At 67.9% G+C, this 20585-nt stretch carries 22 protein-coding genes and 2 pseudogenes; 13 read left to right on the forward strand and 11 right to left on the reverse strand.

Going from position 1 to position 20585, the window contains the following annotated elements; translation table 11 throughout:
- The first annotated feature begins 95 nt into the window (after positions 1-95).
- From ACQPWU_RS29595 to ACQPWU_RS29605, 3 genes and pseudogenes are all read left to right on the forward strand, one after another.
- Positions 96-587, forward strand: a complete 492-nt coding sequence (locus tag ACQPWU_RS29595; protein ID WP_433445001.1) for a Tn3 family transposase — start codon at positions 96-98, stop codon at positions 585-587.
- Positions 584-841 (forward strand): annotated as a pseudogene (locus tag ACQPWU_RS29600) (Tn3 family transposase); the annotation flags it as partial. The gene ACQPWU_RS29595 and the pseudogene ACQPWU_RS29600, both read left to right, overlap by 4 nt.
- Positions 732-1388, forward strand: coding sequence for a Tn3 family transposase (locus tag ACQPWU_RS29605; RefSeq protein WP_433445002.1), 657 nt, complete (start codon positions 732-734; stop codon positions 1386-1388). The pseudogene ACQPWU_RS29600 and the gene ACQPWU_RS29605, both read left to right, overlap by 110 nt.
- Here ACQPWU_RS29605 and ACQPWU_RS29610 read toward each other — a convergent pair.
- A complete protein-coding gene (locus ACQPWU_RS29610) occupies positions 1334-1888 on the reverse strand; it encodes a DinB family protein (RefSeq protein ID WP_433445003.1) in 555 nt (184 codons plus the stop codon). The two genes, ACQPWU_RS29605 and ACQPWU_RS29610, sit on opposite strands and share 55 nt — an antisense overlap.
- Before the next feature lie 147 nt (positions 1889-2035).
- Here ACQPWU_RS29610 and ACQPWU_RS29615 point away from each other — a divergent pair, with 147 nt between their 5' ends.
- Positions 2036-2761 carry a Tn3 family transposase gene (locus ACQPWU_RS29615; protein WP_433445004.1) on the forward strand — a complete coding sequence of 242 codons (726 nt, stop codon included), beginning with the start codon at positions 2036-2038 and terminating at the stop codon, positions 2759-2761.
- A gap of 54 nt (positions 2762-2815) precedes the next feature.
- Here ACQPWU_RS29615 and ACQPWU_RS29620 read toward each other — a convergent pair whose 3' ends face one another.
- Positions 2816-4465, reverse strand: a complete 1650-nt coding sequence (locus ACQPWU_RS29620; RefSeq protein WP_433445005.1) for a hypothetical protein — start codon at positions 4463-4465, stop codon at positions 2816-2818.
- Between the two features lie 338 nt (positions 4466-4803).
- Between ACQPWU_RS29620 and ACQPWU_RS29625 the strand changes: the two genes are divergently transcribed.
- Both ACQPWU_RS29625 and ACQPWU_RS29630 read left to right on the forward strand, forming a co-directional pair.
- Entirely contained in the window at positions 4804-5508 is a 705-nt protein-coding gene (locus ACQPWU_RS29625) for a DUF6193 family natural product biosynthesis protein (RefSeq protein WP_433445006.1), read from the forward strand.
- 39 nt (positions 5509-5547) lie between these two features.
- The gene (locus ACQPWU_RS29630; RefSeq protein ID WP_433445008.1) at positions 5548-6474 is read left to right on the forward strand and encodes a recombinase family protein; all 927 of its coding nucleotides are present in this window, start codon (positions 5548-5550) and stop codon (positions 6472-6474) included.
- A gap of 68 nt (positions 6475-6542) precedes the next feature.
- Here ACQPWU_RS29630 and ACQPWU_RS29635 read toward each other — a convergent pair whose 3' ends face one another.
- Together ACQPWU_RS29635 and ACQPWU_RS29640 are read right to left on the reverse strand one after the other, a co-directional pair.
- Complete coding sequence (locus ACQPWU_RS29635) at positions 6543-6740, reverse strand: hypothetical protein (RefSeq protein WP_433445010.1); 198 nt, start codon at positions 6738-6740, stop codon at positions 6543-6545.
- Positions 6741-7031: 291 nt separating this feature from the next.
- A complete protein-coding gene (locus ACQPWU_RS29640; RefSeq protein ID WP_433445011.1) occupies positions 7032-7628 on the reverse strand; it encodes a TetR/AcrR family transcriptional regulator in 597 nt (198 codons plus the stop codon).
- Positions 7629-7743: 115 nt separating this feature from the next.
- Here ACQPWU_RS29640 and ACQPWU_RS29645 point away from each other — a divergent pair, with 115 nt between their 5' ends.
- The 3 genes from ACQPWU_RS29645 (at position 7744) to ACQPWU_RS29655 (ending at position 9853) form a co-directional block, all read left to right on the forward strand.
- Positions 7744-8574, forward strand: coding sequence for an SDR family NAD(P)-dependent oxidoreductase (locus ACQPWU_RS29645; RefSeq protein WP_433445012.1), 831 nt, complete (start codon positions 7744-7746; stop codon positions 8572-8574).
- 97 nt (positions 8575-8671) lie between these two features.
- Positions 8672-9565, forward strand: coding sequence for an SDR family NAD(P)-dependent oxidoreductase (locus ACQPWU_RS29650; RefSeq protein ID WP_433445013.1), 894 nt, complete (start codon positions 8672-8674; stop codon positions 9563-9565).
- A 162-nt stretch (positions 9566-9727) separates the two neighbouring features.
- A complete protein-coding gene (locus tag ACQPWU_RS29655) occupies positions 9728-9853 on the forward strand; it encodes a hypothetical protein (protein WP_433445014.1) in 126 nt (41 codons plus the stop codon).
- Here ACQPWU_RS29655 and ACQPWU_RS29660 read toward each other — a convergent pair.
- The 6 genes and pseudogenes from ACQPWU_RS29660 to ACQPWU_RS29685 all read right to left on the reverse strand — a co-directional run bounded on the left by ACQPWU_RS29660 (position 9834) and on the right by ACQPWU_RS29685 (position 15181).
- Positions 9834-10442 carry a Tn3 family transposase gene (locus ACQPWU_RS29660; protein ID WP_433445015.1) on the reverse strand — a complete coding sequence of 203 codons (609 nt, stop codon included), beginning with the start codon at positions 10440-10442 and terminating at the stop codon, positions 9834-9836. The genes ACQPWU_RS29655 and ACQPWU_RS29660 overlap by 20 nt on opposite strands.
- Positions 10432-11016, reverse strand: a pseudogene (locus ACQPWU_RS29665) (Tn3 family transposase); the annotation flags it as partial. The pseudogene ACQPWU_RS29665 and the gene ACQPWU_RS29660, both read right to left, overlap by 11 nt.
- Positions 11017-11549: 533 nt before the next feature.
- Positions 11550-12344 carry an ABC transporter permease subunit gene (locus ACQPWU_RS29670; protein WP_433445016.1) on the reverse strand — a complete coding sequence of 265 codons (795 nt, stop codon included), beginning with the start codon at positions 12342-12344 and terminating at the stop codon, positions 11550-11552.
- Positions 12341-13267 (reverse strand): ABC transporter ATP-binding protein, encoded by a 927-nt coding sequence (locus tag ACQPWU_RS29675; protein ID WP_433445017.1) that lies wholly within the window; start codon positions 13265-13267, stop codon positions 12341-12343. Before ACQPWU_RS29675 ends, ACQPWU_RS29670 begins: the two co-directional genes overlap by 4 nt.
- Before the next feature lie 115 nt (positions 13268-13382).
- The gene (locus ACQPWU_RS29680) at positions 13383-14051 is read right to left on the reverse strand and encodes a response regulator (protein ID WP_433445019.1); all 669 of its coding nucleotides are present in this window, start codon (positions 14049-14051) and stop codon (positions 13383-13385) included.
- Complete coding sequence (locus tag ACQPWU_RS29685) at positions 14048-15181, reverse strand: sensor histidine kinase (protein ID WP_433445020.1); 1134 nt, start codon at positions 15179-15181, stop codon at positions 14048-14050. Before ACQPWU_RS29685 ends, ACQPWU_RS29680 begins: the two co-directional genes overlap by 4 nt.
- A gap of 342 nt (positions 15182-15523) precedes the next feature.
- Here ACQPWU_RS29685 and ACQPWU_RS29690 point away from each other — a divergent pair, with 342 nt between their 5' ends.
- The 4 genes from ACQPWU_RS29690 (at position 15524) to vioD (ending at position 19407) form a co-directional block, all read left to right on the forward strand.
- Positions 15524-17110 carry an MBL fold metallo-hydrolase gene (locus ACQPWU_RS29690; protein ID WP_433445021.1) on the forward strand — a complete coding sequence of 529 codons (1587 nt, stop codon included), beginning with the start codon at positions 15524-15526 and terminating at the stop codon, positions 17108-17110.
- A gap of 46 nt (positions 17111-17156) precedes the next feature.
- A complete protein-coding gene (locus tag ACQPWU_RS29695; RefSeq protein ID WP_360702909.1) occupies positions 17157-17378 on the forward strand; it encodes an MbtH family protein in 222 nt (73 codons plus the stop codon).
- Positions 17379-17390: 12 nt separating this feature from the next.
- On the forward strand, positions 17391-18194 hold the full coding sequence (locus tag ACQPWU_RS29700) for an alpha/beta fold hydrolase (RefSeq protein WP_433445022.1): 804 nt from the start codon (positions 17391-17393) through the stop codon (positions 18192-18194).
- Between the two features lie 94 nt (positions 18195-18288).
- Complete coding sequence (gene vioD / locus ACQPWU_RS29705; protein WP_360702903.1) at positions 18289-19407, forward strand: capreomycidine synthase; 1119 nt, start codon at positions 18289-18291, stop codon at positions 19405-19407.
- Positions 19408-19416: 9 nt separating this feature from the next.
- On the opposite strand, the gene gntD is transcribed toward vioD, so the two are convergent.
- A complete protein-coding gene (gene gntD / locus ACQPWU_RS29710; RefSeq protein WP_433445023.1) occupies positions 19417-20418 on the reverse strand; it encodes a guanitoxin biosynthesis L-enduracididine beta-hydroxylase GntD in 1002 nt (333 codons plus the stop codon).
- Positions 20419-20585 lie beyond the last annotated feature (167 nt).

Raw genomic sequence — 20585 nt, forward strand, 5'->3', positions numbered from 1 at the left:
GGGGGGTCGCTGTCAGCGGCCAGACCTCGGTTCTGGCCGCTGACGATATGTGACTACCTCTCCGATCCTCCCCGGAGGCTGAGGCGCTGCTGGAAGTGTTCTCGTGGACCGGCGCCGACCAGGCGTTCATCTCCGTCACCGGCGGGGAGGCCCGACTGAAGGACCTGCACGTGACGATCGCCGCGCTGCTCGTAGCACACGGGTGCAACGTCGGATCAACCCCGGTCATAGGCTCCGCCGACGCGCTGAAGTACGGTCGCCTGTCCCACGTCGACCAGACCCTGCTCCGGCTCGCGACGTACCGGGCCGCGAACGCGGTGCTGATCGACTACCAGGCGTCGGTCCCGCTTGCGCAGGCGTGGGGCGGCGGGCTGGTCGCCTCCGTGGATGGCATGCGGTTCGTCGTGCCGGTGCCGAGCGTGTACGCGCGGCCGAACCCGAAGTACTTCGGGCGCCGGGGCGGTGTCGCCTGGTTGAACATGATGGCGGCGGGGCTGGGCGGGAAGGTGGTGGCCGGCACTCCGCGCGACTCCTTGTACGTGCTGGACGTCCTCTCGACCGCGACGGCGGCAAGCGCCCCGAGATGATCGTTACGGACACCGCGTCGTACTCGGACATCGTGTTCGGCCTGCTGACCTTGGCGGGGTTCGCGTACGCGCCGCAGCTCGCGGACCTGCCGGACCAGAAGATGTGGCGCATCGACCGCAGCGCCGACTACGGCGCCTTCCAGGATGCCGCCCGCGGCCGGATCGACCTCGCCCGGATCGAGCGCCAGTGGGAGGACATCCTGCGGATCATCGGCTCCATCCACACCGGCGCCGTGCGCGCGTACGACGTCATCCGGATGCTGTCGCGCGACCGGCGCCCCACCCCGCTCGGCGACGGATCGCGCACTACGGGCGGATCGCCAAGACCCTGCACATCCTGCGCCTGGCCGACGAGCCCGACGCCAGATCAAGGTGCAGGCCAACCTCCAGGAAGGCCGCCACGCGCTCGCCCGGAAGATCTTCCACGGCCGCTTCGGTCAGCTCTACCAGCGCTATCAGGACGGCATGGAAGACCAGATCGGCGCACTCGGCCTGGTCCTCAACGCCCTCGTGCTGTTCGCGACGCGCTACACGGACGCCGCGGTGAACCACCTGGGCGCGGACGGCTTCGACGTCCGTGACGAGGACGTGGCCCGTCTCTCGCCATTCGTGCGGCACCACATCAACATGCTGGGCCGCTACTTCTTCCGGCTGCCCGATCTGCCCGGCGGTATGAAGCCCCTGCGTGACCCAGACGCGGCCGATGAGTGGACCGGGAGGAAGGAGATAGCTGCCGACCGCCGAAATCAGACGCCTTCGCGCAGGTACAGGTCGCGCAGCAGGCCGATCTCGCCGCCGTGATGTGTGACCTCTTTCAGAGCGTGCAGCGCGAGCTTCAGATAGGTCTCGTCGGCCCAACCGCCGGGGCCCATGCCTATCGGCGCCAGTAGGCGCTTGTCGCCGAGGGCTGCGATACGGGAGATGAAGTGCTCCCAGTCGTCGGCGAGCGCCTGGACTCCCTCTTTCGCGGTGCCCGGCCACTCGTGGCGGTCGCCGAGCTCGGGGACGTCCTCGAAGAAGTGGATCACATATCCGCGCAGGCAGAGGTTGCCGATGTGCCAGATGCGCCAGGCGATCGTCGTGACGGGGTCCGGTTCCTCCGGACTCGATTCCGGAAACAGCGTGGCGACGCGGAAGACGCCGTCGTCGCCGGGGCGGATGCTGATGCAGTCGCTGACCGGCTCCCAGTGGTACTCGGCGTCGGTCAAGTCCTCCAGGCGCTCGAACAGCCGGAATCGCACGTTTTCGAAGATCGCGAGAATGTCGCGGGTGACGGGGTCGGGCACGATCATGTCAGCCATGTCAGCTCCAGGGTTCGGTGGGTTCTGGTCGGTCGGATGATCAGACATCTCATCGTGTTTGGTTGTCAACCGGAAGCAGGTTGGAGCTGGGCGTGGTGGGGCCCAGGCCGTCGCCTCGTTGTAGAGGGTTCGGGTCTTGAGACATCCGTGGATGATGCCGACGAAGCGGTTACCGAGCTGGCGCAGGGCGGGGGTTGTAGTCGAGGTCGCGGGCGCGTTGCCTGTCGTAGTAGCGGCGGGCGCCGGGTGAGTTCGCAGCGCGCAGAACACCTGGCGCTGGAGGGCGCCAGCGAGGCGGTTGTTGCGAACGAAGCGGGCCTGGACAGTTCTGGACTTGCCGGACGCCCTGGTGCTGGGGCCACCGATGAGATCCGCGCCTACGACGCGATGCGCATGATCCAGCGGGACGGCAACCCGACCCCGCTCGGGGAGGCGATCGCCCACTACGGGCGGATCTTCAAGACCCTCCATATCCTCACCTACGCCGTCGAGGAGCCCTACCGGCGCGACATCAAGGGCGTACGCAACCTGCAAGAATCCCGCCACGCACTGGCGGGGAAGATCTTCCACAGCAGGAAGGGCGAGATCTACCAGCGCTACTACAAGGGCATGGAAGACCAGCTCGGCGCGCTCGGCCTGGTGCTCAACTGCGTCACGCTGTGGAACACCTTCTACATGGACCGGGCTCTCGATCAGCTCAAGGCAGAGGCCTATCCGCTGGCTGAGGAAGACGTTGCGCGGCTATCGCCCTTCGTCCGCCAGCACCTCAATGTGATCGGCACCTACTCCTTTGCCCAGCCCGACCTCGGTCCCGCTGGCGTCAGGCAGTTACCCAATCCCGATGAGCCGGATTGGGAGGAGGAGCTTCTGTAAAGCCGTGGTCGTACGGGGAGCGGTGCCCCGTAGCGAAATCCGCTTGTGCGGTGTTCAGGCGGTTCGGATCGCAATCACGAAGCGGGGGGCGAGCGCGTACTCAAATGCCGTCTGCGGGGTTCGCATGGCAGAGAGCAGCAGGTGCCATTCACCACAGCCCTGCCATGGGTAGCAGTACGCGGCGCCGCCCTTGACAACGCGGGGTCCTGCGCCGCGGTGGGGAATCCCGTCGGTGGGGAGGCCGTCATGGCTGGGACGGAACACGTCGGTGCAGGGCTCGGCCTGGAAGCCGAACCCGTACAGTCCGAACATGTTCGCGCCATCGACGCCGAGTGCCTCGGTAGCCTCGAACCATTCGTCGCTGTCGGGGACGCCGGGACCGCGGTAGGTGAGGCAGTGGACGAGACCGCCGCGTGCGAGGTACTCCCACTCGGCTTCGGAGGGGAGCCGTAGCGGTGACCTCTCCAGTTCGTCGGACACCTCGTGCGGTGGTAGCGGCGGGCTCGGCGCCTGCGCGACGACCATCGGGCCCACCTCCACAGGTGTCAGCGGCCTCATCAGGTCCAGCTTGTCGAGGAGCGTGTAGTCCTCCTCCCACTCCTCGCGCTGGTCGGCGGCGTGGCGGATCTCGGCCTCCTCCTCAGGTGAGAGGCCGACGTCGACGCCGCCGCCGGGTACGAGGCAGAACCGTACGCCCTGGCGCGACAGCACCGCGATCGGCGAGCCGCCGAACGAGCGCAGTCCGATCAGGGAGAACTCCGGCCCCAAGGCGGTGACGACGGCGTCGATGATCTGCTCCCGGCGCCGCTCGCCGGCCGCCTCCCACGCCGCCATTGATCTCAGTTCCGGTGCCTCCACGAAGACGGCGCGCTCCCACGCACGTTCGGCGAGGGGGCCCAGGTCCGCCGCGCGGCGTTCCTCCGCGCGCTTGTCCCGCAGGTATTGGAGCGCCTTTCGGGCGGCGGGGGTCGGGCGCGGATGGAGCGGACGCGGCGTGCCGCGCGACTCCTCCGCGATGAGCGCCTGCATCCCGTCGCCTCCGGGGGCCTGGTTGATCAACCTCCTACGCGCAGCGGTGACAGCCGGTGTGTCCACCAGGTCCCGGGTGTCCAGCAGCCAGCCGAGCATGTCGATGGCCATATTCATGCGGTCCATCGTCGACAGCACCAGCGCCTCGCGACGCTCCACCGGCAACGCGGCGAGCGCCGCGCGGACCACCGGCAACGGCACGATCGCCTCCACCAGCAGCCGGTCGAAACCCGGATCGAGATCACCGCCGCAGGCCAAGCGGGCCGCCGCGATCGCACCTGCCTGGTCCAGATGCCACCGTTGAGCTCCCGGAGGAACGGGAGCCTCGCCGAGGGCGATCAGGTGCTCACAGACCTCGCGGGCGACCTCGGTGCCTGATACCTCGGCGAACATCCAGGCGAGCATCTCCATCGTCGGCCCTTGCATGTTGTATGCGAGGGAGACGGCTCGGAGGAAGACCCGCAGGATCTCGGTCGGGGTGAAACCCTCCGCAGTAAGCTCATCCCGGATTCTCATCCACCGCGCGGTGCTCTCCAGCGTCGCCGGCGCCGGATCGTACTCGATGAGCGCGGCACCTTCCAGCTCCTCCTCGGAAGGTGTGCCACTGTGCACGGCGAGAATCACCGGTAGCGCACGCTCGTCGAACGACGAGTCCTCGAACACGCACGACAGCATGACTCCACTCCCAACGAAGCGCTGCCGGTCGGCAGACGGCGCCCGGCCCAAGACGTGGATAGCCTTGCACACAGGACTGACACTCACGGTCCGGATGCCTCTGGAGGCCAGTGGCGCTGGGAGAGCGGGGCGGAATCGACCGACTCCGCCCCCTGTGCCGGATCCAATCAGAACGCAGTGCCCGACCTGCTGGAACGAGTCGCCGATCCAATCGGATCCGATCCCAACTTCCGCCTCCCCTTTTCGCCCCCTACAATGGCCGCCACGGCCACGCCGCACGGGCAGAAGATCGGGACATCATGAGCCGCGAACCAGACCCCGCCGTCCTCTACCCGGACGTGGCCGCTCACGGCAGCCTCGCCGCAGCGCTCCAAGCCGCAGCCGCCGACCAGGGTCTGTCGCTTCCTCTAGCCGTCACCCCGTCCGATCCACTGCGTCATGCCACGATCGCCAGCATCGTCCCGCATCGCCATGCGTCCTATGTCACAGCGTGGCATCGCGAACGGCGCTGGAGCATCTGGGGTTCGTCCAACGACAGACTCATGATCTGCGGCGACACCAAGGACCTTCGTGAACTTCCTCGAGTGATCCGCGGCTGGGCCGAGGGAGCCGGCCTCGACGAGATTGGGCAGACCGCTTCCTTTGACCTCCTGACCGGACGTTTTGAGGTACCCGACAAGAACTCCGCCGGCGTCATCGCCTCAGAGTGGCAGTGGCTACTGAAGGACGCCGTCGACGCCGACTGGCCGCAGTACCAGGCGCTCATCGAGTCCGCCCACGCCGAACCGAAGCTCCGCGGGCTCTACCCCTTCACCAGCCACTGGGCACTGAGCTTCTCGAGCACACCCGACTACCCGTTCTCCCCGCCGTTTGTCTCGATCGACTCACCACGGGGAACCGGCGACTACACCATCAGGGAGTGGTGGAACGGCCCCGCCCTGACCTACGTCACCACACCTGCCGAAGCGATCGCCATCGCCGTAGACCGAATCCCCGCCGACCTACTTGAGACGCCTTTTGAGGTCCCTGCGCAGGACTCCTGAGATCAACACCGGACGACCTGGGCAGGGACACGATCGGGCATGACCAACCGCATATACCTTCGGCATTCCACCGACAAGCAGACCGACGCCCGCCAACGGCACGCCCTGGCCGCGCTCCTGGCCGCTGGCGCCCCCGCCTATGAGGACCCCGCCACCTCCAGCCGCCAGCTCTCCCTGGACCGCGCGGGATTCACCCGGCTCCTGCACGAGGCCGCCGACGGCGACACCATCCGCATCGCCGACGCCGCCCGCCTGTTCCGCTCCGTCGCCGACATCCTCGCCCTGCGTCCCGTGCTCATCCGCCGCGGCCTCCACCTGCGGGTCGAAACCGGGCTTCTGTCAGGGATCGACCTGGCCAGCGACGACCCCGGCACCAAGATGATGGTCTCGGTCCTGGCTGCAGTGCTGGAATTCCAGCGCGACATGATCAGCGAGAACACCCGTGAGGGTGTCGCAGCCGCCAAGGCCGCCGGCAAGACCCTCGGCCGCCCCGCCGCCCTCGACCAGGACAAGGCGGCCACCATCGTCGAGGAGTACCGCCAGGGTGCCGCCGTCAAGGCCCTGGCCCGACGGCACCAGGTCGCCCCCAAGACCATCCGCCGTGTCTTGGACGCTGCCGGTGCCCGCAACCTGCCCGACCAACTTGACGCGCCGCCGACCGACACCGGCGAGCGGCACCGCGTGCCCGCGCTGGGCCCGGACGCGACCCTCGATCTGCCGGGACTGCTCGCCGATCACCTGCGTACCACTGGTGATGAAACCGTCCGCCAGGCCCTCGCCTCCGGGCAGACCATCCGCCGCGGCCACGGCTACTCGGTCCGCATCACAGCCCCGCTCGCACTCCACCGCGCCGCGCTGGAGCAGAGCGCTGCCCTCGTCGATGCCAGCCCGACCGGGCGAAAGGCGCACCGCGTGTACGCCGTCCGCGTCACAGCCGTCCAGACCGCCCAAACGCATGGGTCATGACCTGCGAAAACCCTCCGGCGAGACGCATTTGAACGGAAAGTCACGGCAAGCCGCTCAACGCTGCTCCGCTAACGGGACTTTTCGTTCGGATGCTCGTCATGCCCCGTCAGCCGGGCGAGGGTCTCGGCGTAGCCCGTGCGGGTGCTGGCCGCCTGCACCGACCCCAGGAAGCGCTCGACCGCGGTCGTCAACGGCGCCGTCAGCGGCGAGGCGGGCGGAGGCCCGGCGGCCGGGGTCGGCGGGCCGGGGAAGGACACGACGGACACGGACGTCCCCCAGGCAGACGATGTGACGACGATGTGACACATAATGTAGCCGAGTCGCCGTCGTGGCGGCGGAGGCCGAGCTGGGCGGACACGGCCCGATGGCAGCCCATGTGACAAATAATGTAAGTTCTGTGTCATATTGCCTGCCGGGCGGCTGCCGTGACCGGCATGGGATTCTCCACTCCTGCAGGCAAGGACCTCGCCATCAGCCTGTAGTGCGTGCTGGATGCGGCCGGACTGGACGATGTCAACGAGGAGGGCGAGCCATCACGACCTCGTCGGAGCCGAACTTCATGACGAGCGCCGGCCTCGCTGGTCCGGTCTGGTCTGCAGGCCGTCGAGGATGAGCGCGAGGTAGCGCCGCCACGGTTGCACGGTGCTGGCGGTCGGCAGATCCATCACGGAGTCGATCATCGCAACGATGGGCGCGATGTCGTCCACTGTGACGTCCTCGCGGATCGTGCCCTGTTCCTGGGCGCGGGCGATGAGGTGGCCGCAGGACTCCACTATGCCTTCCCGGGTGCGCGCGATCTGCTTGCTCTCGCCCGCGCCCTGCCGTATCAGTTCGCGGAGCCCGCGGTCGGTCGCGGCTTGTTCCAAAGCATGTTCGAGGAAAGCCCTCAGGGATTCGTAGGCGTCCTGCCCTGCCAGCGCGGCCTGTGCCGTGGCGCGGATGTCGTCGAGCTTGCCGGCGTAGACGGCCTCAGCGAGGGCCTCCTTGTTGGGAAACCGTCGATAGACGGTGCCGACACCGAGTCCCGCGTGGTGGGCGACGTCGTTGAGCGTGGCTTGCAGCCCGCGCGTGGCGAACACCTCCCGTGCCGCCGCCAGTGTGCGCTGCCGGTTGTGCTCGGCGTCGCGGCGCAGCACCGGTGTCACTTCACTCATGGCATCCCACTCCTCCGGCTAACGGATACAGCATATCCGTTTCGTGCTAGGCTGCCCGACATAAGCGGATACGACATATCCACTTAGGTTGGGTATGCGGTGAGAGCAGGTGAAAATGCAGACCGTCGTCATCACCGGAGGCACCGACGGGCTCGGCAAGGGGCTGGCCCTCCACTACCTCCAGCAAGGCGCGCACGTCATCGCCATCGGCAGCACCGCCGGAAAGGGGCAGGCTTTGCTCGCCGAGGCCAAGAACCTGCCGGCCGGGCGGGCCAGCTTCGTGCGCTCCGATCTCACCTCGGTGACCGCCACCCAGGATCTCGTCCAACGCCTCACCGAGGATCATCCGGTCGTCGACAAACTCATTCTCTGCGCCCAGCGATACCGGCTCTTCGGCGCCCGCGTGACTACCGGCGAAGGCTTCGAGCACAGCTTCGCGCTCGCCTACCTCAGCCGTTTCCTGCTGAGCCACGGCCTCCACGGCGCGCTGCGGACTGCCCGCCGTCCGGTCATCATGAACCTGGGCACGCCCGGTGTGCCGCTGGGCCGCATCCACTGGGACGACCTGCAGCTGACCCGCACCTACAGCGGAACCAAAGCCACCCTGCAGTCCTTCCGGGCCAACGATCTCCTCGGAGTCGCCTTCGGCGCCCTGCATGCCGACAGCGGCATCTCCTACATCGGCTACAACCCCGGCGTGGTCTCCACCGGCATGCCCGAGAGCCTGCCGCAACCGCTACGGGCCGCGACCAAGGCGTTCTTCACCCTGTTCGCCACATCGGTACCGAAGGCGATAGCACCCATGACCGCGCTCCTGAACGACCCGCCGACCCAGCCCTTCACCGCCCACTGGCAAAAGCGCCGACTGTCGCTGGACGGCCGCGCATTCGACAGGGATGACGCGCTACGCCTCCACGACCTGACGCGAGAACTGATCCCGCACTGACGGCGGCGCCCGTGCTTGCCTTCGATGGGCTGGCTGACTGCCCCGACGACAGCGCCCCCGACCACACCTGGAGAACGTACAGATGTATTTGAGCGACATGACGAGCAAGACCGCCCTGATCACCGGCAGCACCGGGGGGATCGGCATGGAGACCGCTCGCGGCCTGGCCAAGCAGGGAGCCTCCGTCATCCTGGTAGGAATCGATCAGATCCAAGCGCAGCAAGCCGCACAGGACATCCGCACCAGCGCGGGACACGATCGGGTGAGCGCCTTCGCTGCCGACCTCACCAGCCTCCAGGGGCTGATCCAGCTCGGATCCCAGATCGCCGAGCGCTACGAGGCGCTGGACGTCTTGGTCAACAACGTCGGCATGAACCGGCCACACCGCGAGCTGACCGCCGATGGTGTGGAGAAGATGTTCGCCGCACACGTTCTCACGCCGTTCACCCTCACTCACCTGCTCTTGCCGCAGATGAAGCGCGCCGGCCACGCACGAGTCGTCAACCTGACGGGCGGCATTCCCGGCGGCTCCATCGAGCACGACAACCTTCTGGGCGAGCGCCGCTTCATCGGGTGGACGTTCAGCCACTACAACCACACCAAGACCATGACGATGGCGCTGACGGCCCGGCTCGCCCGGGAACTGCGCGACACGGGGGTGACGGCCAATGTGGTCTACCCCGGGCACGGCTATACGCCGATGAACAAATCGACCCCGATCACCGCCTTCCCGAGGCTCTACCGGCCGATCGCGCCCCTGGTCTTGAAGGTCGTCGCTCCGCTCTTCCTGTCGGATCTGACCCGATCGGCTCGCTCCAGCATCTATCTGGCCGCGAGCCCGGAGGTGGAGGGCCTCACCGGCGCCTACTTCGACGACAAGTGCCGCCGCAAGCCGTTGCCGGCCAGCGCTCTCGACGGGCGCAACCAGAACGCTGTATGGGACCTCTGCGTCCGACTGAGCGCCGACGCGCTCACAAGCACCCAAGCTTGATCAAAGCCCTTGACGGTCACCACTGTCATTGGGCCCGTCCACTCCCTTTCGCCGTGGGGAGATCGTGGGGCCTGGCTTGCAGGCCCGGCAGCGCGCAGCAACCACTCTGCTCCGGTTCCGAGCCCGCTCCATGTCGAGGTCGACCTGCATCAGCCACGCTCGGTGGATCTAGCCGCCCTCGTGCCCGGCGTCACCAGAAGCGGGCGCACCGCGTTCGACGCCGAGACCATGATGGCCACCTACACCATCCTCCGACTCATCGTCGCGCTCACCCAGACCGGGCCGTGAGCACGGGGGTGGCCCGCGCCGTGCGCGGGCCACCCGGCCTACTCCACCCGCTGCTGAGCCGCTTCCTTACCGAGCGCGGCGCAGGGCCTGTCAGCGCGTCAGCCCCAGCTCGCGCAGTTGCGCGGGCCGCAGCGGGCCGCCATCCGCTGGTGTCGAGCTTGGCCAACTCCGCCTCCACGTCCACAGTGATGACCCCGAAGTAGTTGACGTTCTCGCTGTGCGCCGGGGAGATGTGGGCCAGCAGCTCGTCCGGAACGTCCCGGCCGGCCGCCCGCAACTGCCGCACGGCCAGCGAATAGTACTCCGTCGTCCAGGTGATGACAGCGTTGGTCAAAACGGTCAAACACCACGCCTGGTCCGTCTGATCGGCCAGGGCCGGCCTGGTGACCGCGCCCTGCTGGGCGTAGTGCAGGTCCCGGCGCAGGGCGTGCAGGCTCTCCCCCTTGTTCAGCTGACGGGCGATCTTCCTGCGGTAGGCCGGGTCCGACAGATACTTCGCCGCGTGCAGCGTACGGCGCAGCATGCCCCACTCCTTCAAGCCCGCGGCCAGGGTGTTCTGCCGGGAGGCGTCCGACCACTTACCCACCACCAGCGACGCGGTCGCCTGGCCCGTACTTCAGCGAGCCGGCCATGCGCAGGAGGTCCGGCCAGCACTCGGTGATGAGGTCTTCGTTCCAGCGTGCGCTCAGCAGCGGCCCGGCGTGCGGATAGCGCTTGACCGTCTCGGTGGGCGTCTCGTCCCGGATCAGTGTGATCTTGCCCAGATCGCGGATGCGCGGGGAGAGCAGCTTGCCCACCAGGTCGAACAGGGCAAAGTTGATCAACGTGACGCCGTGGGTATCGGTCGCGTGCTCGAACAGGGGCAGATCGGTGGCGTTGACCAGGAAGTCGTCCAGCACGAAGTGCGCCTCGCGGGTGTTCGACACGATGATTTTAGCGCCGAAGGTGGAGTGCTGGTCGGAAACGTGCGTGTAGGACGACAGGACCTGACCGCCGTGTATGGTCATGTCCCGGGCGGTGGTGCTCTTGCCGCGCACCGGGAAGCGCTGGCCGTCCGAGCTCGACATGGTGCCGCCGCCGAAGACCTTCGACAGCTCCAGGGCGTGGTGGTGGTTGACCAGGCAGGTGTTGGCCTCGCGCAACGTCTCCTCCCGCACGTACCACTCCTGCGTCCAGCCTGCTGTGAGTCGATCTCACATGTACAGACGGGCGCGGCGCGGAAACCTAATCGGCGCGCGATCTGCGTCCGCAGGCAGTCCTCGCGTTCCGGACTCAGCACGGCGTACTCGGCGGGCTCGAGCACCACCGACCGGATCTCGATTTCACGCTCGCAAACGCCTGGTCACACAGCTACAGCGCCGGGCCCTCTCACCGCGCTGGAGATCGCCAAGCAGTTCCCGACGCTGGGCATCTCGCTCGGCGACCAGCGGCCGCACGTGCGCCGCAAGATCCGCGAGTACCTACGTCTCTACCAGCGCCGACGCAGCTAAGCGTTGTTTTCAGCGCTTGCTGCTGAAGGGCCAGTGGGCGGGAGGTTGGGGCACGTAGTGGGGCGGCGCGGGCGGCTCGCGCGGATGCCCGCGCTCGTCATCGTCCAGCTTCAGGGCACGCGCGAGGGTGTCGACAACGCTTGGGCTGGGCCGGGTTTCCTTGCCCCGTTCGAGTTGGAGGTTGGCGGGCCCCGATCATCGGCGGGTCAGGCATCGCGGCTGCGTAGCAGATAGGTGGCGGCCAGGAAGACCGCGGCGATCCAGAGGCAGTAGACGAGGAAGCCCGTCCAGGGCGAGAGCATGCCGGGCTCAGGCACCACCACGGCGATCTGCGAGCCCGCGTTGGGCGGGAAGTACGTGCTCACGGCCCTGCTCCACGAGCTGGGGAGGATGCCGACCAACGGGGGCAGGACGAACAGGACGGCCACCGTGGCAACGATCGCGCCGGCGGTGTGCCGGATCAGTGTGCCGATGCCCAGCCCCAGCAGCCCGGTGGCGACAAGGTAGAGCCCGGCCCCGAAGACGGTGCGGAGCGCGTGCGGGTCGGAGAGGGTGGCCGCGTCGAAGCGGGCCGACAGGATCGCCTGGGTCACGAAGAACGCGCCGAACGACGAGACCATGCTGACGACGAAGGCGACGCCGCCGAACACCAGGACCTTGGCCAGCAGGAGCCGCGACCGCCAGGGCACCGCGGCGAGCGAGGTGCGGATCATCCCGGTGCGGTATTCACCGGTCATCACCAGGGCGCCGAGCGTGGCCAGGGACAGCTGGGCGAGCACCCCGCCCTGGAAGCTCAGCTCGATGACGTTGAACGACGGATGCGCCGGATCCTCGTCGGCGCCCAGTGCGGCCAGAGAGATCGCGGCGCCCGCGCCGATCATCAGCACGGTCGTGACGACGAGCGCCCACATCGTGGAGCGGAGGGTGCGCAGCTTCGTCCATTCCGAGAGCAATATCCGGGAGAAGCGGCCACGTGCGGTGGCCTGGGTGGGGGAGGTCATCTCTGCTCCGTGACGAGAGAGTCGCCGAGGTGGTACTCGACGCTGTCCTTGGTCATCGCCATGTAAGCCGCCTCCAGCGAGGTCTCCTGCGCGAACAGTTCGTGAAGGGGGATTCCGCGGGCCGCGGCCAGGTCGCCGACCACGTCGGCAGGCATCTTGCGCACCTCCAGGTGGTCGCCGACCGGCTTCACGGCCGCCCCGTGCCGGCTGAGCAGAGTGGCGAGCTCGCTCAGCTGCGGCGACCTGACCCGCACGTGGCCGTCGCCGCCGCTGACGAACTCCGCCATGTCGGCGTCCTTGATGAGGCGGCCCTTGCCGATCACGATGAGGTGGTCGGCGGTCAGTGCCATCTCGCTCATCAGGTGGCTGGAGACGAACACGGTTCGGCCCTCTGCCGCCATCGCGCGCATGAAGCCCCGGATCCACATGATCCCCTCGGGGTCCAGCCCGTTCACCGGCTCGTCGAACATCAGGATCGGCGGGTCGCCGAGCATGGCGGCGGCGATGCCGAGCCGCTGGCCCATGCCGAGGGAGAAACCGCCGATGCGCCTGCCCGCGACGGACGCGAGCCCGACCTGGTCGAGGACCTGACTCACCCGCGAGGCGGGGATGCCGTTGCTCTGCGCCAGGCAGAGCAGGTGGTTGTAGGCGGTGCGGCCGCCGTGGGAGGCCTTGGCGTCGAGGAGCGCGCCGATCTCCCTCAGCGGGGCCGCCAGTTCGGTGTACGACTTGCCGTTGATCCTGATCGAACCGCCCGTCGGGTGGTCGAGGTTGAGGATCATCCGCATCGTCGTGGACTTGCCGGCCCCGTTCGGGCCCAGGAAGCCGGTGACCCTGCCGGGCTGCACGGTGAAGGACAACCCACTGACCGCGGTCGTGTCACCGTAGGTCTTGGTGAGGTCATGTACCTCGATCGTTGCCATGGTCTCAGCCTCGCAGGCCGTAAGGCGCCGCGCCTCCTTCTGAAGAAGGCTTGATCGCTGGGCTCCCGGTCCTACAGGCTGGGCCCCTGGGCCCAGCGGGCCCGGGTCCCGGGATTCAGGCGCCGGGGGTGATCAGGCCCGCCTCGTAGGCGACGATCACCGCCTGCGCCCGGTCGTGAACGTCGATCTTGGCGAACAGGTTCGTCACGTGGTTCTTGACGGTGGAGACGGCGACGCCGAGCACCTCAGCGATGTCGGCGTTGGAGTGGCCCTTGGCGATCAGGGTGAGCACCTCGCGCTCACGCTCGCTGAGGCCCCGCGCGGACAGCTCGGCAGCGGAGGCCGCCGCGCCCTCCCGGGGGACGGCGCGGACGAAGGTGCCGATCAGACGCGTGAGCAGGCGGGGTGCGACGGCGGAGTCGCCGCGGTGTACCACGCGGACCCCCTCGACGATCTCCTCTGGCGACACGTCCTTGGGCAGGAAGCCCGAGGCCCCGGCACGCAGCGCTCCCACGACGTACTCGTCGAGGTCGAAGGTGCTCAGCGCCAGGATCCGCGCCTCGGGGGCCGCTCTCGTGATCTGCTCGATGGCCGCGATGCCGTCGAGCTCCGGCATGTGGATGTCCATGAGGATCACGTCGGGCTCCAACTCCCGGGTCCGGCTGACAGCCTCCCGCCCGTCGCCGGCCTCGCCAACGACAGTGATGTCCGGATGCGCCTCGAGGATCAGTCGCAGGCCGTACCGGACCACGACGTGGTCGTCGACGAGCAGAACGGTGATCACGACGTCTCTTCTCCAGATGCGGCGGGCAGCGGAAAGTCGGCGAACACCCGGAAGCCACCCTGCGGCCTGGGTCCGGCCTCGAACATACCGCCGCACAGGGCGACGCGCTCGGCCATGCCTGCCAGCCCGTACCCTCCGGTGGCAGGGCGGCGTGCGCTCATCGCGTCGTCGATGATCTCCACGCTGAGTGCCGAGGACCTGTAGGCGAGCTGAACGGTCGCCCGGCCGCCCTGGCCGTGCTTGCGGACGTTCGTGAGCGACTCCTGCACCACGCGGTAGACGGCCAGGTCGACGGCCGACGGCAGGGGACGTCGCTCCCCCACGATCACGAGCTCGGCGGGCAGGCCGGTCTCGCGGGCGCGGGCGACCAGGGCGTCGAGGGAGTCGGGCGAGCCGACCGCCCCGTCCTCGCTGCTCTTGTCCTCGGCGTCGTCGGCCCGCAGGACGTTCAGCAGGCCCCGCATCTCGGTCATGGCGTCGCGGCCGGCCTGCTCCGCCCTGCGCAGGGCCTCGTGGGAGGCGTCGAGGTCGGGGGTGGTACGGGCGGCGCCGATGAGGAGATTCATCACGCTGATGTGGTGGGCCACCACGTCGTGCAGTTCGCGGGCGATCCTGCGCCGCTCGCTGTGGACGGCCTCGGCGGCGGTCTGGATGTGCTTGCGCCGGTTCAGCTCCTGCCGGGCCCGCACGCTCTGCCCGATCGCGATCAGGACGATCGCGTAGACCACGGTGATCTGGGGCGGCACGTCGTAGCTGTAGGCCAGTGCGGCCACCCCGCCCACCGGCCACCCGGAGCGCGCCGGCAGGTATCTGCCGACGCTGTAGAACGCCACGCAGGCCGGGAAGAGGGTGAGACCCTTGGGGTCGCCCCCGAAGATCACGGCCGCCGCGAACTCGGCGCCGACGACCACGGCGACCACGAGGATCGGCCTCTCGCGCCGCAGGATCAGCGACAGCCCCGTGAGCGCTCCGATCGCGGCGGCCGCCACCATCTGACCGACCGCTATCGGGCCGGCGTCGGCGGCCGTCACGATGAGGTAACCCAGCGAGACGACCAGGGCGAGCGCCGCCAGCAGGGCGTCCTGGAACCCGGGCCGGGCGAGCGTGCTCAGCGCCTGCTCTCTCCGCATGGTCATGACCCTACTGAACACGGCCTTTCACGATCATGGACTGCGGTCGCGCGCCGCCCGGCGGTCTCCGATGCCCACCACGCCGTACGTCACCCAGAGTCACGTTTTCCGCGGGGCCTTTCGGCGGAGGATCGGGGCTATTTGACGCACCGCGATCATCTAACTGCGATTAGTAATGCCTTTCACAAATCTGTGGTCAGGCGTATATTACACCTGACCGGAAGGGCCCGAAAAAGAGATACGGAGGGGGCGCGCATTAACCCGTTCAACGTGTAGCGTCATCTCCGGGTTGGTGCGATGCAAGACCCTGCGAGGGCCTTATTTGACAGTCTGGGAGCAGACATGGACAACGAACCGCGCTTCCTCCGGCCAAATGCCATCATCGAGCCGCTCGTCGATGGTTTCTATGCCTGGGTGCTAACTGTTGCACCGGTCCAGGCAGCCATGAATCTGACGTTTCTGCAAGTTCCTCTGCTGGAGTCCTATCTGCAGTCGCCGCCCGTTCACATCGCGGCAAGTCAGAATCCGGCTCTTCGCGGCGGATACTTCGTGAACATCGGCGAGGACCGGGCCGGCGAGGTCCGGGCGCTGCTCGACTCGATCAAGCGGGACCGCGCCGAGATGCTCCGCTTCGCCGAAGCGATCATGGAGGCCGAGGACATGCTCCGGCAGAGCGCCTCAGGCTTCGACCTCACGCCCCTCTACCCGAAGCTGCCGCCCGAGCTGGGCGGCCTGGTGGAGCTGGCCTACGACACCAACAACCAGCCGACGCTGCGCTTCATGGAGCCGGTCGTCTACACCAGCTCGATCTACTCAGAAGACCGCCAGTCGGTGCAGCTGTCGATCGAACCGGGCTACGAGCGCCCGTTCATCCTCAGCACCCCGAGACTGTCATCGCCCGACGTCCTTGACCTGCGCATCCCCTTCCGGCACCCCGGCCTGGAGGCGCTGTTCGGCGCCCGGGTACGGCCGAGCACACTCGGCGAGCTGCGCGAAGCGCTCGAACTACCGGACGACGCCGCCGCCAGGCAGCTGGAGGGCCTGCTCACCACACAGCCGTCGCTGAACAGCGACCGGCACATCGACGGCGGGGGACGCATCCGCTACTTCGGGCACGCCTGCCTAGTCCTGCAGACGCCGGAAGCGGCGATCATCACCGACCCGTTCATCAGTGCGGACAACACCGCCGGTGGCCGCTACACCTACGACGACCTGCCCGACTACCTCGACCTGGTCCTGGTGACCCATGGCCACCAGGACCACATCGTGCTGGAGACTCTGCTGCAGCTGCGCGGCCGCGTCGGCCAGGTCGTGGTGCCGAGGTCCTCGCGAGGCAACCTGTGCGACCCCAACCTCGCCCTCTATCTGTCCCACCTCGGGCTGCCCGTCACGGAGGTGGACGACTTCGACGAGGTCGCCTTCCCCGGCGGGAAGGTCGTCGCGACCCCGTTCCTCGGCGAGCACGCCGACCTGGACATCCGCAGCAAGTCGACGTTCTGGGTCGAGATGGCCGGCCGGTCGATCTTCGTCGGCGCCGACTCCTCCGGGATCGACCCGCTGCTCTACCGCCACATCCGCAGGCACCTCGGCACGGTCGACGTGGCCTTCCTCGGCATGGAGTGCGACGGCGCGCCGCTCACGTGGCTCTACCAGGCTCTGCTGACCCGCCCGGTCACCAAGAAGATGAGCGACTCGCGCAAGCTGTCGGGCTCCAACGCCGAGCAGGCCAGCGCCATCGTCACCGAGTTGGGCGCCACCGAGGCCTACATCTACGCGATGGGCGAGGAAAGCTGGCTCGGTCACGTCATGGCCACCAGCTACACCGACGACTCGGTGCAGCTCAAGGAGGTCGAGAAGTTCCAGTCCTGGTGCGCCGACAACGGCGTCAAGTCCGAGCACCTGCTCGGCCAGCAGGAATGGCGCTGGTAGGAACCCCGCAACATCACCGCTGTTTCTCACCCTTCAGGAGGTCGCGATGCGGACAACCACGCTGGACTTCGAATCGCCCGACGCCCGTTTCAAGGTGCTGATCAACCACGAGGAGCAGTACTCCATCTGGCCCGCGGATCTCGCGGTCCCCGGTGGCTGGACGGAGACAGGGATGATCGGCCCGAAGCCGGAATGCGACGAGTACATAAAGGAGAACTGGACGGACATGCGGCCGAAGAGTCTCCGTATCGCGCTCGACGGCCAGTGACGCGCAGACCCGATGCCCCACGTATTCACCAATGGGATCCGCCTGGCCTATGAGCGGTGGGGGCGCGGCGAACGCGTCCTGCTGATCATGGGATCGTCCGCGAGTGGCCGGGCGTGGACCCTGCACCAGACTCCGGCGCTGGTGGAGGCCGGTTACCAGGCGGTCACGTTCGACAACAGGGGCATCCCCCCGTCGGACGTGCCGCCCGGCCGGTACTCCCTGGCCGACATGGTGGCCGACACCAAGGGCCTGATCGAGGCCCTGGCAGCGGCGCCATGCCGGATCGTCGGCGTGTCCCTGGGCGCGATGATCGCCCAGGAGCTGGCCATCCAATGGCCCCATCTCGTGCGCAGCGCCGTGCTCATCGCGACGAAGTCGCGAACCGACGCGGCCCGCCAGGCGCACTCCGAGGCGTTCCGCGCCCTCGCCGACAGCGGCGTGACGTTGCCGCCGCAGTTCGACGCGGCGCTGTCGGCCTTCCAAATGTTGTCACCGGCGAGCCTGAACGACGACCGGACCGCCTCGCTGTGGCTGGAGACGTTCACGGTGTTCGCCCGCGACAGGAAGACGTCGGCGGGTCAGCAGTGGGCGGACGAGATGCCCGACCGGCGTGCGGCGCTGCGGGGCGTCACGGCGCCGTGCCGGGTGATCGCCTTCTCCGACGACCTCATCACCCCGCCGTACCTGGGCGCCGAGGTGGCCGAGGCCATTCCCGACTGCGATTACGTCGAGATCGAGTCGTGCGGGCACTACGGCTATCTGGAGCGCCCGGCCGAGGTCAACACCGCCATGCTCGAATTCCTCGCCAAGAACTAGTGCCGTCGCCTTGCGGGGCATCCATCCGGCTGATCCTCGCTACGGCAAAGATCCACGCAACATTCCCGGACGGACAAGCCGAAGGTGGCCCCACGTGCGACTACGCTCCGCACCGCTCGAAGACTGGCTCCGCTACAACTACTTCAACGCCGAGATCGACATCAGCTCCAGCGGCGTGCAGCCGTACTCCATGGCCGAGGTGCGGTCGATCACCGGCCTCAGCCACGACGAGCTGGACAGGCTCGTGTTCGACGACGGCTACTCGCTCGGCGCCCCGGCGGTGCGTGCCGAGATCGCCAAGCGCTGGGGCAGCGGTGACCCGGACAAGGTCATGACCACCAGCGGTTCCGGCGAGGCCGTCTCCCTGGTGCTGATGTCCCTGCTGCGGCCGGGCGACGAGGTGCTCGTCGTACAGCCCGGTTACCACCTGCTGATCGAGCTGGCCGTCGGCCTGGGCTGCGACGTCAAGACCTGGTGGCTCGACGCCGACCGCGACTGGCAGCCCGTGATCGAGGAGGGGCTGGCACTCATCACCGAGCGCACGCGCGCCGTCATCGTGAACTTCCCGCAGAACCCGACCGGCGTCACGATCGCCGAGCAGGACATGCTGCGTCTGGTCGACCGGGCCCGGCAGGTGGGCGCCTACCTGCTGTGGGACGCGGCGTTCGCGGAACTGACCTATGACAGCGAGCCATTGCCCGACGTCTCCACGCTCTACGAGCGCGGCATCGGCTTCGGCACCTTCTCCAAGGTCTTCGGGCTGGCCGGCCTGCGGTTCGGCTGGTGCCTGGGCCCGCCGGACGTACTGTGGGACTGCGTACGGATCCGCGACTACACCACACTGCACGTGGCGCCGTTGATCGAGTTGGTGGCGCTGCGGGTGCTCCAGCACGCGGACGCGTTCATCGGGCCGCGCCACCGGCAGGCCCGGGACAGCCGCGAGGTCCTCAGGCAGTGGTCGCGGGCCAACGAGAGGCTGGTCTCGCTGCCCCTTCCCCAGGCCGGGGTGGCGGCCTTCCCCCGGCTCGAAGGCGTGGACGACGTCGACGCCTTCTGCCAGCGGTTATTCACCGAACATGGCGTCCTGGTGATCCCCGGATCGTGCTTCGGAGCGCCGCGGCACATCAGGCTGGGCTTCGGTGGCCAGGCCGGCCAGCTCGCCGAGGGCCTGGACCGGTTGGCCACCGCGCTCACAGCGGAGAGGTCTCACTAGGAAACCAGATCAGCTGATCGATCGGGCGGCCGAGGAGGCTCGCGCCGCCCGTGACTTCCGCAGGTCACTGGTGACGTTGATCCGCTTCAGCCATCGGTCGGTGCCGTCGTGGCGGGCGTTGAACGGCTTGCGCCCGTGGACGACCCGGTAGTTGTCAAGGAAGCAATAATCGCCGCTCTCCAGCTTCATGTCGAACATCAGATCGTCCATGGCCTTGACGAGCTGGTCGAGAGCGGACCTCGCCTCGTCGTCGCCCTCGGCCACGCTCATGAAGTACGGGTCGGCCCGGATGTAGGGCTTGGCGGGGTCTCCGAACAGGACGGCCACCGGCTCGGGGGCGTCCTTCATCTGGGTGATGGCGGCGAAGACGCCCTCGTCGGCGGCGGAGTTGTTGTGGGCCAGGTGCGACTCGTCCGGGCTGATCACGAACCGGTTCTCCATGAGCGTGGCCCTGACGTCGTCGGCCAACCGGAGGTCGTCGACGTATCCGACCGTCGTGGCGGCCGAGTAGGGGTTGCGCAGGCAGGAGAACAGCAGGAAGTCGCCGCGCAGCGGATGGAAGGCGTCCTCGGTGTGCCAGGTCAGCAACGCCTCGCTGCTGGAGCCGAGCTGCTCATGCTCGTGTCCCTTGATCGGGATGACGTCGTGGACCAGCCGGCCGTCCTGCTGCGTCGCCCAGATGAACGGGTCGCCCAGCAGCGAGCCGTAGAGCAGGAGCAGCAGTTCCTCACGGCGGGCGGGCGAGGGCTCGGGACGGTCGCGCCAGTGCGCCGGCGTCGGGCCCAACCGATCATGGTCGATCGGGTGTCCTGAGATCGTGAGGACGCCTGACATCTGCTCAAGGCGGAACGCGTTCAGCGCGAGCCGCAGGCGCTTCGGCAACTCGTGGGCGTACACAGTCGCGTGGTGCAGAGCAGCTTCCTGGTCGAGCTTGTAGAACTCTTCCTCGCACTCGTCCAGGAGCTGGGAAATCGCGCCCCGCTCCGCCTGGTCGAGCTCCAGATTGTCCATTCCGAAAGCCCTTCTTCGTCCGATTGCCGCGGGCGACCGGGGGATCACCGATTGCACGGATAAAGTCGGCACGGACGCCGGCACGAAATCCCCCTTTGTCCTGCCCCATATTATGCCAGTATTTCTTCTCACAACCTATCGGTCGGGTTGAATGTAATTTTTTTCTC

The organism is Nonomuraea sp. CA-141351, from assembly GCF_050944675.1.
GTDB lineage: Bacteria > Actinomycetota > Actinomycetes > Streptosporangiales > Streptosporangiaceae > Nonomuraea.

Excerpts from the sequence above, each read along its gene's own strand:
- ACQPWU_RS29605 (WP_433445002.1), top strand. The coding sequence starts at position 732 with ATGCCGCCCGCGGCCGGATCGACCTCGCCCGGATCGAGCGCCAGTGGG.
- ACQPWU_RS29610 (WP_433445003.1), bottom strand. The coding sequence starts at position 1,888 with ATGGCTGACATGATCGTGCCCGACCCCGTCACCCGCGACATTCTCGCG.
- ACQPWU_RS29620 (WP_433445005.1), bottom strand. The coding sequence starts at position 4,465 with ATGCTGTCGTGCGTGTTCGAGGACTCGTCGTTCGACGAGCGTGCGCTA.
- ACQPWU_RS29630 (WP_433445008.1), top strand. The coding sequence starts at position 5,548 with ATGACCAACCGCATATACCTTCGGCATTCCACCGACAAGCAGACCGAC.
- ACQPWU_RS29640 (WP_433445011.1), bottom strand. The coding sequence starts at position 7,628 with ATGAGTGAAGTGACACCGGTGCTGCGCCGCGACGCCGAGCACAACCGG.
- ACQPWU_RS29645 (WP_433445012.1), top strand. The coding sequence starts at position 7,744 with ATGCAGACCGTCGTCATCACCGGAGGCACCGACGGGCTCGGCAAGGGG.
- ACQPWU_RS29650 (WP_433445013.1), top strand. The coding sequence starts at position 8,672 with ATGACGAGCAAGACCGCCCTGATCACCGGCAGCACCGGGGGGATCGGC.
- ACQPWU_RS29670 (WP_433445016.1), bottom strand. The coding sequence starts at position 12,344 with ATGACCTCCCCCACCCAGGCCACCGCACGTGGCCGCTTCTCCCGGATA.
- ACQPWU_RS29675 (WP_433445017.1), bottom strand. The coding sequence starts at position 13,267 with ATGGCAACGATCGAGGTACATGACCTCACCAAGACCTACGGTGACACG.
- ACQPWU_RS29685 (WP_433445020.1), bottom strand. The coding sequence starts at position 15,181 with ATGCGGAGAGAGCAGGCGCTGAGCACGCTCGCCCGGCCCGGGTTCCAG.
- ACQPWU_RS29690 (WP_433445021.1), top strand. The coding sequence starts at position 15,524 with ATGGACAACGAACCGCGCTTCCTCCGGCCAAATGCCATCATCGAGCCG.
- ACQPWU_RS29695 (WP_360702909.1), top strand. The coding sequence starts at position 17,157 with ATGCGGACAACCACGCTGGACTTCGAATCGCCCGACGCCCGTTTCAAG.
- ACQPWU_RS29700 (WP_433445022.1), top strand. The coding sequence starts at position 17,391 with ATGCCCCACGTATTCACCAATGGGATCCGCCTGGCCTATGAGCGGTGG.
- gntD (WP_433445023.1), bottom strand. The coding sequence starts at position 20,418 with ATGGACAATCTGGAGCTCGACCAGGCGGAGCGGGGCGCGATTTCCCAG.